This window comes from Microbispora sp. NPDC049125, from assembly GCF_040802045.1.
GTDB lineage: Bacteria > Actinomycetota > Actinomycetes > Streptosporangiales > Streptosporangiaceae > Microbispora.
Genome location: NZ_JBEZDW010000023.1, coordinates 81,963 through 97,897 on the forward strand (window position 1 = coordinate 81,963; position 15,935 = coordinate 97,897).

12 protein-coding genes and 2 pseudogenes are annotated in these 15,935 nt (G+C 68.9%); 4 read left to right on the plus strand and 10 right to left on the minus strand.

The genetic code is table 11. The annotated features are described in order from the left end of the window. Positions 1 to 12: 12 nt before the first annotated feature. The 3 genes from AB0B72_RS24930 to AB0B72_RS24940 all read right to left on the minus strand — a co-directional run bounded on the left by AB0B72_RS24930 (position 13) and on the right by AB0B72_RS24940 (position 3,000). Positions 13 to 264, minus strand: a complete 252-nt coding sequence (locus AB0B72_RS24930) for an acyl carrier protein (protein WP_367741342.1) — start codon at positions 262 to 264, stop codon at positions 13 to 15. Next, positions 261 to 1,313, minus strand: a complete 1,053-nt coding sequence (locus AB0B72_RS24935; protein WP_367741343.1) for a ketoacyl-ACP synthase III family protein — start codon at positions 1,311 to 1,313, stop codon at positions 261 to 263. The genes AB0B72_RS24930 and AB0B72_RS24935 overlap by 4 nt, the downstream gene beginning before the upstream one ends. A gap of 358 nt (positions 1,314 to 1,671) precedes the next feature. After that, complete coding sequence (locus AB0B72_RS24940; protein ID WP_367741344.1) at positions 1,672 to 3,000, minus strand: cellulose binding domain-containing protein; 1,329 nt, start codon at positions 2,998 to 3,000, stop codon at positions 1,672 to 1,674. 548 nt (positions 3,001 to 3,548) lie between these two features. On the opposite strand from AB0B72_RS24940, the gene AB0B72_RS24945 reads away from it, so the two are divergent. Further along, a complete protein-coding gene (locus AB0B72_RS24945) occupies positions 3,549 to 3,767 on the plus strand; it encodes a hypothetical protein (protein ID WP_367741345.1) in 219 nt (72 codons plus the stop codon). A 206-nt stretch (positions 3,768 to 3,973) separates the two neighbouring features. On the opposite strand, the gene AB0B72_RS24950 is transcribed toward AB0B72_RS24945, so the two are convergent. Both AB0B72_RS24950 and AB0B72_RS24955 read right to left on the minus strand, forming a co-directional pair. Further along, positions 3,974 to 4,627 carry a maleylpyruvate isomerase N-terminal domain-containing protein gene (locus AB0B72_RS24950; RefSeq protein ID WP_367741346.1) on the minus strand — a complete coding sequence of 218 codons (654 nt, stop codon included), beginning with the start codon at positions 4,625 to 4,627 and terminating at the stop codon, positions 3,974 to 3,976. Between the two features lie 101 nt (positions 4,628 to 4,728). Next, entirely contained in the window at positions 4,729 to 5,808 is a 1,080-nt protein-coding gene (locus AB0B72_RS24955) for a hypothetical protein (RefSeq protein WP_367741347.1), read from the minus strand. A 371-nt stretch (positions 5,809 to 6,179) separates the two neighbouring features. Here AB0B72_RS24955 and AB0B72_RS24960 point away from each other — a divergent pair, with 371 nt between their 5' ends. After that, a complete protein-coding gene (locus AB0B72_RS24960) occupies positions 6,180 to 7,601 on the plus strand; it encodes an MFS transporter (RefSeq protein WP_367741349.1) in 1,422 nt (473 codons plus the stop codon). Positions 7,602 to 7,621: 20 nt separating this feature from the next. Here AB0B72_RS24960 and AB0B72_RS24965 read toward each other — a convergent pair whose 3' ends face one another. Together AB0B72_RS24965 and AB0B72_RS24970 are read right to left on the minus strand one after the other, a co-directional pair. Then, a complete protein-coding gene (locus AB0B72_RS24965; protein ID WP_367741350.1) occupies positions 7,622 to 8,857 on the minus strand; it encodes an MFS transporter in 1,236 nt (411 codons plus the stop codon). A gap of 169 nt (positions 8,858 to 9,026) precedes the next feature. Next, positions 9,027 to 9,545, minus strand: a complete 519-nt coding sequence (locus AB0B72_RS24970; protein ID WP_367741351.1) for an FBP domain-containing protein — start codon at positions 9,543 to 9,545, stop codon at positions 9,027 to 9,029. A gap of 91 nt (positions 9,546 to 9,636) precedes the next feature. On the opposite strand from AB0B72_RS24970, the pseudogene AB0B72_RS24975 reads away from it, so the two are divergent. Then, positions 9,637 to 10,260: pseudogene (locus AB0B72_RS24975) on the plus strand (transposase). 240 nt (positions 10,261 to 10,500) lie between these two features. Here the strand turns inward: AB0B72_RS24975 and AB0B72_RS24980 are convergent. Together AB0B72_RS24980 and AB0B72_RS24985 are read right to left on the minus strand one after the other, a co-directional pair. Beyond that, positions 10,501 to 13,392, minus strand: a complete 2,892-nt coding sequence (locus AB0B72_RS24980; protein ID WP_367741352.1) for an RICIN domain-containing protein — start codon at positions 13,390 to 13,392, stop codon at positions 10,501 to 10,503. 449 nt (positions 13,393 to 13,841) lie between these two features. Further along, positions 13,842 to 13,931: pseudogene (locus tag AB0B72_RS24985) on the minus strand (Clp protease N-terminal domain-containing protein); the annotation flags it as partial. A gap of 104 nt (positions 13,932 to 14,035) precedes the next feature. On the opposite strand from AB0B72_RS24985, the gene AB0B72_RS24990 reads away from it, so the two are divergent. Continuing rightward, a complete protein-coding gene (locus tag AB0B72_RS24990; RefSeq protein ID WP_367741353.1) occupies positions 14,036 to 14,773 on the plus strand; it encodes a VOC family protein in 738 nt (245 codons plus the stop codon). Between the two features lie 496 nt (positions 14,774 to 15,269). On the opposite strand, the gene AB0B72_RS24995 is transcribed toward AB0B72_RS24990, so the two are convergent. Beyond that, positions 15,270 to 15,794, minus strand: coding sequence for a hypothetical protein (locus AB0B72_RS24995; protein ID WP_367741354.1), 525 nt, complete (start codon positions 15,792 to 15,794; stop codon positions 15,270 to 15,272). Positions 15,795 to 15,935 lie beyond the last annotated feature (141 nt).

Below are 15,935 nucleotides of genomic sequence, written 5' to 3' on the forward strand. Positions count from 1 at the left end.
GTCCTCGCCCCGCTAGACGGATTCGAGTTCTCTGACCATCGCCACGATGGTCAGGACGTCCTTGAAGTTCTCGGGGTCGAGCTTCGTGGCGGGGATCCGGACGCCGACGTCCCTCCGGAGGAAGTTCAGCAGGCGCGCCGTCCGCAGGGAGTCCAGGAGACCCGACACGAGGAGCGGGGTCGTCTCGTCGACCTTGATGTCGTCGCCCTCCAGGACGAGGTTCTCCTGGATGTAGTCGACCAACCTCTGCGTGATCTCGGTCATGCGCGTGCTCCTCTCGTGACGGGAGAGGCGGAAAGGACCCTGAACGCCGCCGCGGCGACGGAGGTTCCGGAGCCGAACCCGACCATGAGCAGGTGATCGCCGGCTACGAGCCCGCCGGTCGCGATCAGATGCTCGAAGGCGATGAACTGGTCCACCGCGCCGCAGTGGCCGACGCGCCGCCCGTAGTCCCAGGTGGTCTGATCCTCGTCGACGCCCAGCCAGGACATCTGCCCGTCCAGGTCCTCGCGACGGCCGTGCGGGAACGCCACCCGCGTGATGTCGCCGAGCCCGATCCCGGCCTCGTCCAAGGTCTGTTCGACCTGCTGCATCATCGTCTTCTGGATCGTCAGGTGGATCCCGGTCCCCTGCTTCTGGAGCAGCCGCTGACGGAATTCCTCGTGCCGGTCCCCGAAGCTCAGCCCCCTGCCGACGGTGGCGTCCGGGGGGAACAGGGGGTAGGCGCCGTCGTTGACCGCGTCGGCCTCCGGGATCACCGTCGCGTTCACCGACAGGAGCTCGGCCATGCCGTACTCCTTGCCGAGGATGAGCGCGGCCGCGGCGTCGCCGATCAGCGCGCCGGGGGTCATCCGCCAGCGGTCCACCAGCGGGGTGCCGTGGTTGTCCGAGGAGACGACCACGGCCGTCTCCCGGCCCGCGTCGGCCTGCAGGTAACTCGCCGCCAGCTCGAGCGAGCTGATCATCCCTACGCAGCCGCTCCGGATCTCGAACGCCGGCACCTTCCCGCCGAGGAGGTGCATCTGCAGGTAGTGCTGGGGCTGCCAGCCGTTCGGGCCCTGATGCCAGACCGAGGGGTAGAGCAGAAGGTCGAGATCGCGCGGGGAGGACCCGCCCCAGCGGTCGTACGCGTCCAGGACCGCGAGCCGCGCCATCTCGGGCGCGGGCATGTCGCCGGCCACCGCCGCGCCGATCTGCTGGAACTTCTCGGCCTCCTCGGCCGGGTACCAGCCCTCGCGAACCGCCTGCTCGACGCTCACGCTGTCAGGCACATAGACGCCGAGGCTCCTGACGAACATATTGGATGTACGCACACGTCCCCTAACTCATCGACGATCCCGGACAACGGCCTTCGACATGGGAAGGCGGCTTACCCGGTCCATTCGGGTCCCGGGATTTCAAGAGACTCCCGGCCGGTCACTGAAAAGGTGAAATAAGCCGGCGAGCCGTCACGGGCAAGGATAGGGGCGGCCATCGGGTGAAGCAATATGAAGGCCCCCGGTCCGATCGGCGACAGCGCGTGATCGAGGCTCGACGGAACGTGCTTCAATTTGGAAATCGCTTTTCCACTCCACGCCGCGGTTTCCCCGAATGCAAAAGGAGCCGGAATCCGGACGGCGCGAGAACGACGCCGGGCCGTCGCCATTCGGCTCAGGCCCGGCGCGCGTCGTCTCAGACGACCACTGTCGTGCAGACGATGTCGTTGACTTTGAACTGGGCCGGAATGCCGTTCGTCCCGGTGAAGCTCGCCGTGAAGCCAAGGCTCTGGCTGGAGCCGGGGCCGATATAGGAGTTGTAACCGAGGTCGCGTCCTGTCACCTGGGTGCCGGACTGGGTCACCGTGGCGCTCCAGGCGTTCGTGATCTGCTGGTTGCCCGGCCAGGTCCACGTCACGGTCCAGCCGTCGATGGGGGTCGTGCCGGTGTTCTTGATGGTCACGCTGCCGTTGAAGGTGCCGCTCCCAGCGCCTCTGGCGTAGGTGACCTGGCAGGAGTTGCCCATCTTGAGCCCGCCGCGCAGGAAGGTCGCGAAGTTGGCCCAGGTGGGGTTCAGCGTGCCGGTGCCGACGGTCTCGGTGCAGTCGGTGGTGGTGCGGACGGTCTGCATGCCGTACTGCGCGGGGTCCATGACCTGGGACATCATGTGATCCGCCGCGGGCACCGAGACGAACGTCGCGTCACCGCACTGGGACTTGATCTTGTTGTAGAGAAGGACGCTCTGCCCGTGCGGCACCAGGAAGTCGGCCTGGCCGTGCAGGAACATCAGCGGCGGGTCGTTGCTGTCGACGTACGTCAGCGGGCTGGCCTGGGCCACCGCGGCCGGGCAGGTCTGGATGGGGCAGCCAACCAGGAGGGACTCCGGGGAGGCGGGAGAGTTGTGGTCCAGCCCGCCGGTGGGCAGGTTCTGCGCGTTCATCTGCAGGAAGTCGGTCGGGCCGTAGAAGGCGAGTCCCGTCTGAACGGCGCTGGAGACGCCGGTCGTGCCGATGGTGCCCTCCAGCGAGGTCACGCCGCCGGTCAGGGTGGCCATCTCCGTCAGCCAGCCGCCCGAGGAGTCGCCCATGATCGCGATGCGATTGGGGTCGATCTGGTACGTGGCGGCGTTCGCGCGCAGCCAGCGGATGGCCGCCTTGATGTCGTACACCTGGGCGGGGAAGATCGCCTGACCGCTGGACCGGACGCTGACGCCGGCCACGGCGAAGCCGAGAGGATTGAAGACGGCCGCGATCGCGTCCGCGCCGGTCTTGCCGTCGTCGCTCGACCACGCCGAGCCGCTGTGCCAGATCAGCAGCGGCCGGGGCGTGATGCCGACACCCGTGGACGGGAGATAAAGGTCCAGCTGATGACCCCTGCTGCCGGCCGGCTGTGCGGGGGCGTAAGAGATGTCAGTGATCACCTGCGTGGCGTGGGCCGGCGGCGCGAAGACCGCCGACACACCGATGGCGGCCAGCATGGTCATCGCCATGCCGATGATGGTGGCCGTGCCGATTCGAGCTTGCAAGGTGCGTCTCCGGTTGGTCGGATGATCGCCGCTTCTCCAGTGGCCGTCCGTGTCTCCTCCGGCGCCGGGACGGCCGCGATTCGCACGCCGACCGTAACGCCTGCGAGAACAACGTTCTGCTCGAGGTTGCGGCTCACATCGATATGGGCGGGGAGACGATATGACACGTAAGTGACGGCGGTCAAAGTTTTCTTCGTATCGCCCCAGTCGAACAGGGAACGCGGCGTGAATCGTGCTTTACGGACACGAAGCGCGTTTGGAGTCTCAGATCATCCATGGCATGCACAGGCAGTCGGATACGTACCCACGGGGTCTTTCAAGGCCGCCCGGCCCGGAATTGACAGCGGCCGGAATCACCGATAGTCAGGCGACTGCGGAGGCACACCGGCGTTACCGGCGGTAAACATCCCTGAAACATGTGTCGTTCCACGACAAGGCCCGTGAAAGTTTCACGTCCTTCCCGCCACTGAGCCGACGTGACAATCTCACTGGCGCGTAGTTGAGTGATAATGTCCACCGTCATGATCTCCCCAGTCGCAGGAGGACGAATGCGAAAGGTACGCGCTGTTCTCATCTCGGCCGTCATGGTCCTCGGAGTGTCGTTAACGATCGGCGCCACCCCGGCGCAGGCCGAGAAGCTGGTCGGCGCCTTCAGGGACTACTCGGAGTGCCAGCGAATCGGAAACTACGGTGTCGCCCAGGGCTGGTGGGAGGGCTATTCGTGCCAGTGGGAGGGCCGGTACCGCTACTACTTCCTCTACACGTGACCCCGTGAAACGCACGTGCCCCCGGGCCCTGAGGAGTCGAACCGGGGGCGCGTGCGCTCGAGTACGCGCGGAGCCGTCGCTGGAGTGACCGGCCTTCGGCCCTGGTCAGTGGTGCGTGGACGCGACGCCAGGCGTCGGCCGACGCCCAGGTCGGTCAGACGATGGGCCAGACCCTGACCGGGAGGCGCTCACCTACATCCTCACAGTCAGCCGAGGATGAGCGGGAGCCTCGCCGCGAAACCGCCCAGCGCGGCCTTCTCCACGTCGGCCGGCGCGCGGCGTCCGGTGCCGACCAGCAACGCGTCCGTGTCGGAGAACGAGGCGGGGAACGGGTGCCCGGCGATCCGCTCCAGCGCCGCGCGCGCCGCCGCGAGGGTCTCGGCCGGCGGCTCGGCGGCCGACGGCAGACACGCGATCAGATCGAGGTGGTGCAGGGTCCATTCGAGCACGTACGCCGACAGGTAGTCCCCGGCGGTCAGCACCTCCCCGCGGGTGCCGACACGGGCGGCGGGATCGGCGAGGTCGGCGGCCCGCCCCGCCGCGGAACCGACGTCGTCCAGATGGAACTTCAGCAACCACGGCTCGCCGTATGCGGCGGCCAGCCGGGGGATCAAGGCGTCGAGCGGGTCCTGGCCGGTCGGCGGTTCGACCAGGTTCCAGTACGTGACCGAGTCCACGGTCGGCGTGCCCTCGGCGGGCGTGACCAACGTGATCAGGACGTCCTGGGCGTCGATGACCAGGTGGCACACGAGGTCCCGCACGAGCCAGCCGGTACAGCCCGAGGGCCGATCGAAGTCCTCGTCCGGCGTCTCGGCGACCGCCGTGCGCAACGCCGTCCACGAACGGGAGAACAGATCCACCGCCGCACGGTAACGCCGCACCGCGACGGCGGACAAGCGGAGAACCCGGCGCCCTCTACGGCGGCCGGCGCCGGGGGGCAGACGGCGCGGTAGGTGCCGGATCAGTGGACGAACGACACCGCGATGCCGAGTCCGTCGCGTAGCCCGGTGCCGCCGTCGGTGAAGGTACGCCGCGGCGGCGTGTTGCCGTCGGCCAGCCGGTCGAAGGCGAGGATGCTGCCGGGGCTGTCGAACGGGGCAGCTTTGGTGAGCACGTAGACGGTGCCGTCGACCTGGCTGCCGGAGATGCCGGTGATCACCTTTCCGGCCAGGCCGGTCGCCGGGCCGGAGATCACGCGCACCGGGGCGGCGTCCCCGCTCGCGGTGCCGGCGTACACGTTGATGCGGGTCTGCTGGCCCTGACTGACCGCGACGTAGAGCCGGCCGGTGAAGGCGGAGTAGAAGACCACGAGATGGTCGCAGGTGGCGGAGCAGCTCCCCAGGCCGGTGTGCGGCCCGGCGATGACCCGTACCGGTGTGTTGCCGCCGGACCGGCCACCGTTGAAGACCTCCACCGCGTTGCCGATCGAGCGCACCACCGCGGCGATCACATGTCCGGACGTGTCCGTGGTCAGGACGCCCGGCCACGGATAGAACCCCGTCTCGTCCAGTGGGATCTGGCGTACCGCGGGCACCGTATAGATGTTCGCGGCCGTGCCTCTCGCACCCGGCGCGGCCACAGAGATCCCCGCCTCGGCCTGCCCCGTCGCCACGTACGCGTACCCCGAGGCGTCCACCGCCACCGCCCGGGAATCCGGCCCGGCGACGCGGAACATCCGGCCCGGCGTCGTGGCGCCCGGCGCGTAGACGAAGGTGGTCGCATCCGACAGGAAGCTCTGCGCGTACGCGTTCCCGCTGATGTCGAAGGCGATCCCCCACGGCCCCCAGTAGGTGTTCGGGTCACCCGGGTCGGCCAGTTGCCGCGCCGGTGACACGGCACCCGTGCTACCGGCCGGATAGGCCGTCACCGGGCCGTGGACGTTGGCCACGTAGACCAGTTCCGGTCCCCCGGTGGGGTAAGGCGACGGACTGCCGGTGGGTGTCGGACTGGCGGCAAGCCCGCCCGTGGCACCGGCCGCGGGGAAGCCGGCCGGCCACCCCGTCCCCGCCACGATCGCGAACGCGGCCAGGACACCGGCCACACCGAACCGCCTTGATCCCGCACTCCGCATGCGCACAACGTCTCACCGGGCCGACCGGAAGGCAACGGCGCGTGATAAGGGAGGGAAACCTCAGACCGTGGAGTGATCGTCTTCGTCCATCCGATTCGCAATCGGCTGTGGTAGCCGCCTGATGGAGGCCTCAGCCTCGCCCGCCGTCGATTCACAGCAGATGAATCTTTCACCCTCGGCGGGCCTCGGGGCTCCGTGCCGCAGTGGAAGCGTCACGGCTCCAGCCGGCGGATGTCCCGCGTCCGTTCGCCGGTCTTCGCGGCCCACCGCCCCGGACGCCGCCCCTCGCCTCCCGCCACGGTTCGGCGCCGGCCGAACTCTTCACGGGAGACGATGCCGGTATGTCGTCGACGAGAACACCTCGTACCGGCCCCGGCCCCGTCACGGCCGCGGCGTCCGGGGGACGCCGGACGATCCTCACCGTGATGTGCGCCGGGATGTTCCTCGTGCAACTCGACGTGACCGTCGTCAACGTCGCCCTGCCGCACATCGGCTCAAGCCTCCACACCGGCCTGCCCGGCATGCAGTGGGTCGTCGACTCCTACACCGTCGTCCTCGCCGCCTGCCTGCTCGCCGCAGGTGTCGTGGGAGACCGCCTCGGACACCGCACCATCGCCGTCACGGGGCTCGCGCTCTTCGGCGCCGCCTCCCTGCTGTGCGGCCTCGCCCCCGGCATCGCCGCGCTGGTCACGGCCCGCGCCCTGCAGGGCCTCGCCGCCGCGCTCCTGCTGCCCAGCACCCTCGCCGTGGTCAACCAGACCTTCCCCGAACGCGCGGAACAGGCCCGCGCCCTGGGCGTCTGGGCCGGCGTCTCCGCCCTGGCGCTGCCCTCGGGCCCGGTGCTCGGCGGCCTGCTCGTCACCGCCGTCGGCTGGCGCTCGGTCTTCTTCGTCAACCTGCCCGTCGTCGCGGTCGCCATCGTGCTCACGCTCCGCCGCGTACGCAAGGACGAACCCGCCCCCGGCCGGCGGCTCGACGCCCCCGCAGTGCTGATCGCGGCCGTCGCCCTGCTCGCCCTCACCTACTGCGCCATCGCCTACGGCCGCTCCGGCGTCTCCGCCCAGACGGCCGTGGCCGCCGCGGTCGCCCTCCTCGGCATCGCCGCCCTCATCTGGCGGGAGCGCCGGGCGCCCGACCCGCTGTTCCCGCCGTCTGTCCTCGCCGGCTCGGGCTTCGTCGGCGCCAACGTCGTCGCCGCCCTGATGAACTTCGTCGGGATCGGCCTCGTCTTCGTCATCACCCTCTACCTCCAGGGGGTTCGCCACCACGACGCCCTGTCCGCCGGCGCGATGCTGCTTCCCCTGTTCGCCCCGCTCGCACTGTGCGCGCCGTTCACCGGACGGCTCGCCGCCCGCTTCGGACCCCGGCCGTTCATGCTCGCCGGGCTGCTCCTCGGCACTCTCGGCGCCGCCTGCCTGCTGGTGGTCACCCCCGCCGGCTCCTACGCCGTACTCCTCCCCACCCTCCTCGGCTTCGGCTTCGGCATGGGCCTGCTCACGCCCTCCGTGGTGGCGGCCGCGCTCGGCGCCGGGCCGCCCTCCCGCCCCGGCCTGTCGTCCGGCGTCAACAACACCGCGCGTCAGGCCGCAGGCGCCCTCGGCGTCGCCGTCCTCGGCGCCATGGTGCAGGACCCCGCCGATCCCGCGAGATTCACCAGCGGTCTGCGGTGGGCCGGTGCCCTGTCGGCCCTGCTGTGGATCGCTGGGATCCTCCTCACCCTGCGCACCGTGCCGGCTCTGCGCGAACGCGATGCCGCCGGCTGACTCGCCCGGCGCGCCGCGGGTCAGCGGACCGCGTCGGCACGTGGCGCGGCATCAGGCTCGGCGGGCGCCGGGGCGAACCGCCGGTCGGCCGCGGCGGCCGCGGCGGCGGCGAGGATCAGGACGGCGCCGGCCACGAGGAGCAGCCGGGGCCCGTAGGCGATGAACGCCCCGGCCAGGCCGACGCCGACCGCGGCCGCCGCCACCTTCAGGCCGGCCATCGAGACGAAGACCTGCGCCCGCGCCCCCGTCGGCGCGTACACCGACCGGACCGCCAGCGTCGCGGTGAACAACGGCGCGTTCGCCGCGCCGGCCAAACCGAACGCCAGGACCGCCACGGGAAGGCCGGGCGCGATCGCGCACAGCCCGAAGGCGACGGCGACCACCACCGCGCACCGCCCCACGAGCCTGTCCGGCTCGCCCTTCAGCGGGAACGCCGTCAGCGACAACGAGGCCAGGAAGTTGCCCAGCCCGAACGCCGCGGTGAGCACCGCGCCGGAGACCGTGCTCGCGCCCACCTGCCGGCCGAGCGCGACCGCGACGACGGCGATCGCGCCGCCCGGGACAGTTGTGATCATCGTCACGTACGCGACCCGGCGCAGGGGGCCCGAAGTGGCGATCTCCCGGAGGGCCCGCCGTACGGGCAGCACGTGCTCGGCGGGGGTCCGGGGAGTGCGCCCGGAGGGCAGAGCCAAGACGATCGCCGCGGCGAGGATCGCGGCGAAGCTCAGCGCGAGCATGGCGACGAGGGGATCCGCGGCGGCGGCGAGCGCGGCCACAGCGGCCGGCCCGGCGCTGCCGCCGATGCCGTAACTGACCGCGTCCAATCCCTGGGCACGCCGCTGGGCGACCTCATCCGGCCCGGCCAGGCCGGCCAGCCGGCTGCTGAGCCCCCCGGTGAGGAGGGGGCCGCACAACCCCGCGACGATCACCGGCGCCATGGCCACCGCCACAGGGACATGCCCGACGGCGGCGGACCCGGCGGCGAGCACGACGCCGTACAGGGCGAACGCGCCGGCCAGGACCCGGCGGCCGTCGGCGGCCCGGTCGAGCAGGCGCGCCAGCACGGGACCCATGACATGCGGCGCGCTGAGGCACGTGGCGAGCAGACCACCGACGAGTGCGGGGCGCGGCACATCCGCGCTCGTGGCCAGGAGAACGAGGCCGACCGGCCCGCCCGCGTCCGCTCCCCGCGCGAGGGTGGCCGACAGCAGGTAACGTCCTAGGCCTCCGGTGACTCCCCCATGCGTATCGAGCACCCGTCGGCACTACCCGGCTTTCCCCGGCGGACACGGCGATCCGGCCTTCTTCAGGTGAGCCGTACGGTGACCGTCTCCGAGCCGCCCTCCAGGCCCTCGAAGGCCGGCGTGAGCGTGGCACCGATGACCGCGCTCACCAGGAGTGGGGGCTGTCCTGGCCACGGCGGCCTCAGGCCGTCGCGGAACTCACGTTGTCCTCGAAGACCTTGTCCAGGAAGGCCTCCAGGTTGACGACGGTGCGGACGATCCGCTCCTCGACCGTGAGCGTCTCGAACTGCATGCCGAACTCCGTCTGCTTCTTGCCCCGGATGTAGAGCGAACACGCCAGGTCGGCGCACATGTAGGTGCCGACCGTGTTGCCCTGGCGACCTGCCGCGCCGACTCTGGGCGCGGTGAACAGGGTGACCCCGGTCCCGGCGTGGGGGGTCACGCAGACGGAGCAGACGGTGCTCTTGGTGAAACTCCTGCGCACGTCCTGCGCGAGGCGCAACGTGATGCCGACGAGCCGGCCCTTCCGCTCGGTGACCACGTAGCCGCGATCCGGCGCGCCCGGATCGCACCAGCCCAGGAAGTCAAGGTCGGCCCAGGGAAGCTCGGACAGGTTCCTGGGCAGGTTGAGCCTGCGAGCCTCCCCCTTGGAGCAGTTGACGAAGCAATCGCGTATCTCTTTCTCGCCAACCGGGTTCATGATCGGAAAATCCTTTCGAGTGCCTTACGGGATGGTAGGGACGGTGCGTCTCGAGGGTCGACCCAATTAACGGTGCGCCCGTGATGGACAGATGCGGGACGCGGCGCGGCGACCGCTGGCCGCCGTGTCGCTGCTGTTCCAGTGGGTGGTGCCGCCGTCGCCGACGCGCCCGCAGGGCGGCGGCCGGAGGCGGGCCGATGACCGCCTGATCCTGGCAGCGATCATCTACGTTGCCACCACCGGCTGCACCTGGCGGGAGTTGCCGCCGATCTTGGCGCTCCTGGCAGACCGTGCACCGCCGCTTCGCCGAGTGGAGCGCCGCCCGCGTGTGGGCCAAGCTCTCCCGCATCCTGCTCGATGAACTCGGCTCGCGTGGAGAACTGGACTGGTCGCGTTGGTGTGCGGCATCCCACCGATCCGCTCGCGCCGCGGCCCTCGCCGACGCCGGCCCGCCAAACTGCACGGCGACAAGGGATACGACTACCCGCACCTGCGGGCCTTCCTGCGCGGGCGCGGCATCGTCCCGCGCATCGCCCGCCGCGGGATCGAATCCAGCCAACGTCGGGGACGCCACCGTTGGGTCGCCGAGCGCGCGATCTCCTGGCTCACCGGCTGTCGCCGCTTACACCGCCGCTACGAGCGCCGGGCCGACCATTTCGCTTCCTTCGTCGCCATCCCCGCCGCCCTCATCTGCTACCACCGACTGGCCAAATGAGACGACGCCTGAGTGAGATCACCTCCCACCAGAGACCGAACCCGCCAACTTTGGCAACTCAGCCCTCTGGGGCTGAACTGCCCGCTCACCGGGTCGATTTCTCGCGGGAACCCGCCCGGAATCGACTCGGTCTCGTACCGGTGTGGGGAGTTACGGCAACGATGGCCTTGCAATCACTCCAACGTGCGGAAATGGGGAGCCAGCGGGGTAGTGCGACGGAACGAGGCTGGGTCCCCGATGTCACATGGCGACGATCTGCCATTCCTGGTTGGCGCCGCTGTTGCCGGCCCATTGGATGACTCGGGCGCCGTCGGCTGTGGAGCCGGCTTCGACGTCCACGCACAATCCATTACCACTGTTGACGAGCCGGTAGTAGCCGCTTGTGGCCGCGGAGACGAGTTTCCACCGCTGGTTCGCGCCGTTGTTGTCGGTGGTCTGGACGAGGGCGGCGCCCTGGTTGGCGTTCGGGCTGCTGAGGACCTTGCCGCTGCCGACACCGGAGAGCCGGAACGAGCCGTCGGAGTTCTGCGACATCTGCCACCGCTGGTTGCTTCCGCCGTTCCAGGACCACTGGACGATGGCGGCGCCGTCGGCGGTGGAGCCGCCGGAGACGTCCAGCACCTTGCCGCTGTTGCGGTTGACCAGGCGGACGACGCCGGTGGACGGGCCGCCGCCCCTCAGGCCGACGGTGATCTGGGTCGTCGTGCCCGCGGTGAGTGACACCTGGCGGGCGTGGCCCCCCAACGGTGAGGTGGCGATGCTCGCGCTGGTGGTGATGGAAGCGATCCCGCGCCGGCAGATGAGCGTTACGGTCTGGGTGATGTCGGAGATGACGGTGGCGGTGACGGTCCGGGCGCCGAGGTCCCAGGTGAGCGACTCGATCCGGATGCGGTTGCGGCCGCGTACGCCGTTGATCGTGCCCTTGGCGAACTGGTCGGGCAGCGCGGGCAGCAACTCCAAAATGCCGGGCCTGGTATAGATCAATGCCTCGGCGAGAATCGCGGGCAGCGAATTGGCGGCGTCGGCGTTGTAGATCGCCAGGTTCGGGTTGTGCGAGGTCATCAGCGACCGGAAGATCATGTTGTTGCCCAGGATCTTCCGCAGGTTGCCGTACACGCCGCCGCCGTCCTTGAGCCGGGCTCGGGCGAGGCTGCGGTGGATGGCGCCGTGGGCCTCTCCTCCTTCGTCCCCTCGCAGATCCAGGGCGCGGCTCGCGTAGCGGATCAAGTCGGGCTTGTCCTCGGGGTTGATCTCGTGCAGCGGCCAGACCGGGTACATGTGCTGTACGTGGCGGTGGTTGTACCGGTCGGTCAGACTGGGCCACGACCATTCCGCGAGCGCCCCGTCGCCGTTGATTCGATAATCGGGCATCTTGGACAGCAAGGCGGTCCAGCGTTGCACGCCTTGGCCCGGGCCCTGCTCGGTGCCGAGGAAATTGGCGGCGTCGATGGCGGCCTGCAGCGCGTGCTTGCCTGCGGCGATCTCGCCGGACGCATTGATCGACAGCTGTTTGCCCGTGTTGCCGGGGCTGTTCTCCATGGAGAAGCACGGCACGAAGATGACCTTGCCGTTGGCGTCGGTGCGGGTGAGGAAATCCTCGTAGAACAACGCGAGCTCGATCAGGACCGGAGCGAGCTTGGTGCGGTAGAAGGTGGCGTCACCGGTGACCTGGTAGTACTCGAGCAGCGGATAGAGCAGCCAGTCGGCGCCGCCGATCCAGGTGTGACCGGGGAACCCGCCGTCGAAATGCAGCATCTTGCCGTACTCGCCGTCGGTCCGGGAGGGAGCGAGCAGGCCGCGAGTGCCGTAGAGGTTTCTGGCGTTGGTGCGCCAGTCGTTGATCTGGCCGAGGATCAGGTTGAAGTAGCCGTCCATGGCTTCGGTGAGGGACAGGATGTTGCCGCCGGCGACCTGGAAGTTGACGTTGGCGTCCGTGGTGAAGTCGCCGGCCCACGCCGCGTCCCAGGCGCCCGTCCACAGGCCGGTCAACCGCGGCGGCAGGACGCCACTGGAACTGAGGAACAGGTAACGGCCGGAGTCGTACATCCGCTCCAGCAACGCGAGGTCGATGACGTTGCGGTTGGAATTCTGCCGCGCGATCAGCTCACTGGTCGACAATTGCCGATCGGCGGCGCTGACGTTCAGGTCGAGGCGTGAACGGTCGTACAGCTCGGCGTGCAGAGCGGTATGCCGCGTGAGCGACGTCGCGTAGTCGGCGCTCAGCGCGGCCAGCGCCGTGTGCAGGGGGTTCGCGTCCCACGCGGTGGACGACTCGTAGCGATCGAGTTTGGTCAGCAGCACGAGTTTGGTCGCCGCGGCCACGACAATGGCCGACCCGCTCGCCCGTACCGAACCGCCGGTCGCGACCACCCGGGTGACGCCCTCATAGCCGAACGCTCCCTGCCCGGCGGGGTATCTGCCCCGCAGGTTCAAGTAGCCGTCACCGTTGGCGACCGTGGCCAGAGTGGTGAAACCGACGGACCCCGGCACGCCGCTCAGGGCCGGGTTGACGCTGAGCGTGGTGTCGATCGTCCGGCCCGGTGCGGGAATGAATTCGTGAACGATGACCCGGTCGGCTCGGGAGGCGAAAGCCCGCCGGGCCCACGTACCGTTACCGTCGGTCCACGTCGAGGTGACCTCACCGGTCCTGAAATCGGTGATCCGGGCGTAATTGCTGACCGTCGTCATTCCCGGGGTGCTGATCTGCAGCTCATAGCCCGGATGGAAGGTCTGAGTCCAGCGCAGCGACCAGCCGGAGGTGAAGTCGCCGGTGGCACCGTTGAAGTCACCGGCAAGCGCCTTGTCCCTGACCCCCGCCAACCGGCCCGACAGCACCGGCGGAGTCACGTTACGGGTGCCGTTGGGCAACACGAACCGATGATGTGTGAAGACCACCTTCTCCAAGGCGGGCGCGCCGTAGAGCATGGCCCCGTACTCACCGTTGCCGGTCAGGAAGGCATCGGTCCAACTGGCCGCGGCGGCCGTGTCGTAGATGCCGCGTTGCGGCAGCGTCAGCTGCGGCGGCAAGGCGGCAGCCGCTCGGTCAGCGAAGATCGCTGAAGGCAGCGCGGCAGCGCCGACGGTCGCGGCAGTGGTCGCGATGAAGCGTCGACGGTTCAGCGGCATGTTCATCGAAACTCCTCGCGGCGAGTTGGGGGTGATGGTTGCGGCCGAGTACCGCCGGTGCCACCGCGGCTGGTCCACCGTGCGGTACGGCCATCATTCGTTGAGACACCCTGCGGTAGAGCGCTTGCTTTGAGAGGTGCCTCCGAAGGCTAGAACACCATGCGGTTTGGCTAAGAGACATCCCATGAATAGAACTCGCGCAACGTATAACGTCCTATGTTTCGCCGTCAAGAACAATCGTGAACGCCCCGTACCTGTGGTCCATCTTTCGAGCACAGCCGACGGCTCTCATAGGAATTCTGTGCAACTTTCAGCAGCAGGAAGGTCGGGAGCCAGGACGGTGACCGAGAAGTGTGCGCCTACCGCCGCACCTCCTTCATCCATCCCGTGGGCGCGCCGTGGTATCGAGGAATCATCCCATGAAATGTGCGCTGCACGAGGTTGGCGGGCGCACGCTACTGGCCCGTACTCCACCGTCGCCGACCGGCCGCACCATCGACGCCCTCGTCCAGCAGCGCGAGCAGCAGGTGCTCCACCGACACGTCCTCTTAGTGCACGTCGGCGTACTCTCCTCCTCGGTCAGCACGAACAGCTGAGCCGAAGGCGCCCGAATCATCCCTGTTGATCCGTTGAGCATAGGGTTGGGGATATGTCGCTGCGACTCGTTCAGGTGAACTTCAAAGCTCGGGATGACTCGGCGCTCGGCCGGTTCTGGGCGGAGGCACTCGGATGGCGTGTTTCCAGCGAGGGCCCCGGCGTGACCAACCTCGAGCCCGAGGGCTTCGACTGGCCGGACCCCGCCGGTTTCTACATCGATGTCGTCACCGTCCCTGACCCCGAAACGGTGAAGTACCGCGCGCACCTCGAACTCGCCACCACATCGGCGGCCCATCAGGCGGAGTTGGTCGCGCGCCTGAAGGAGCTCGGTGCGACACCCGCCGACGCGGGCCAGGGCGACGTCCCGTGGACGGTCCTGGCCGACCCGGAGGGCAACGTGTTCCGCGTGCTGGAGCCTCGGGAGATCTACCGGGACACCGGGCCGATCGCCGCGGTGGTGGTCGACTGCGCGGACCCGCGGGCCATGGCCCGCTTCTGGGGCGAGGCGATCGACTGGACCCTGCACGAGGTGACCGACGATCACGCGCTGCTGCGCTCCGCCAAGGGTGTCGGGCCGTACCTTGAGTTCCTCCGCACACCCGACGGCAAGACCGTGTGGAACCGCGTCCATCTCGACCTGCTGCCGTACCCCGTTGACGATCAAGCCGCGGAGGCGGCCCGGCTGCAGACCCTCGGCGCCACGCCCGTCGACGTCGGCCAGGGCGACGTCCCGTGGATCGTCCTGGCCGACCCGGAGGGCAACGAGTTCTGCGTCCTCGGTCGGGCCTGACGCGGAGCCTCCCCCGCCAGGGCAGGCGAGACCACACAGCTCTACACAGCTCTACACAGCTCTACACAGCTCTACACAGCTCTACACAGCTCTACACAGCTCTCGCAGACGACGTCGCCGACGCCGAGGTCCGCGCCGCCCGACGCCGCGGTTTTGCAGAGGTAGGGAGGAATGTCGGCGATCAGTGACTGGAAGACGGTTCGTCCGCCCGGATGACCACGCCACCCGCCCACCGCGCCATGGTCGAGCGCGCCGGTTCGTTCGTCGTCGAAGCCATCGGCAGCCCCACCTGTCCGCGTCTCACAGCCCGCCGCGGTCGCCGACCTCAGCTGCCAAGCGGCCACCTGATGGCGGCCCTCACCCACGACGTGCTCGCGCTGGTCGCGGTGGGGGCTGTCCCGTACCCCTGCGCGGCCGGCATCGGACGGCGCCAGGTGTGCGATGTGGGCTCGGCCTCGCGACACCGGTTGGGTGTGGACAGGACTCTTGACGTCCTTCAGCTCAGATGTCGGCCATCCCGACGTCCGAGCTGCTCCCTCGCCGCCTCCTGAAGAATTTCATCACTCGAACTCAGCAGTCGTGCCAATGCTTGTCCGGCCTCTGTTCCAGGCGTCCCGCCAATTGCCCAGATAGCCTTCCTCGCCAGGGCGCGGCCTTCATCGTAGTCAAGGTATTCAGGGACCCACTGCGTCGCCAGGTACAGGGCATCGACGGCATGTGAAGTGCGCAACTCACCCAACCCCGTCACGACATCCTCATGCTTGTAATGCCAGTCTGCCGAACAGAGACGCACGAGCGAATCAAAATGGTCCATTGTGTAACCGAATACCGCGCATACAATGAGCGCCATCTCGACATCCACAGCATCCCTTCGGTCAACGGCTTCTCGCAGTAGATCGCGACCCAGCGCTCGGCCGTCATGCGTCTCAAAATGATCGAGGACATCACGGGGATCCCCTTGACGGCCACGCCCCGGCACTACCACAAGCGACATAATGAGACGTTGCTCCTCAGGCGTCATCTGACAATCTCCCTGAATCCGGTCCGGACGGTGCTCGGCGTACACAGCGGTCCGCGGGCGAGGCTTCCGGTGGGGGTCTGTCATTCCTGTCCTACGCGAATCAAGACCCACCGGGGAGAATAGGAGCGGTCGCGGCCATGT

Bases quoted from the DNA above. Each gene is read 5' to 3' on its own strand.
- AB0B72_RS24930 (WP_367741342.1), bottom strand. From the start codon at position 264: ATGACCGAGATCACGCAGAGGTTGGTCGACTACATCCAGGAGAACCTC.
- AB0B72_RS24945 (WP_367741345.1), top strand. From the start codon at position 3,549: ATGCGAAAGGTACGCGCTGTTCTCATCTCGGCCGTCATGGTCCTCGGA.
- AB0B72_RS24960 (WP_367741349.1), top strand. From the start codon at position 6,180: ATGTCGTCGACGAGAACACCTCGTACCGGCCCCGGCCCCGTCACGGCC.
- AB0B72_RS24970 (WP_367741351.1), bottom strand. From the start codon at position 9,545: ATGAACCCGGTTGGCGAGAAAGAGATACGCGATTGCTTCGTCAACTGC.
- AB0B72_RS24980 (WP_367741352.1), bottom strand. From the start codon at position 13,392: ATGAACATGCCGCTGAACCGTCGACGCTTCATCGCGACCACTGCCGCG.
- AB0B72_RS24990 (WP_367741353.1), top strand. From the start codon at position 14,036: ATGTCGCTGCGACTCGTTCAGGTGAACTTCAAAGCTCGGGATGACTCG.
- AB0B72_RS24995 (WP_367741354.1), bottom strand. From the start codon at position 15,794: ATGACGCCTGAGGAGCAACGTCTCATTATGTCGCTTGTGGTAGTGCCG.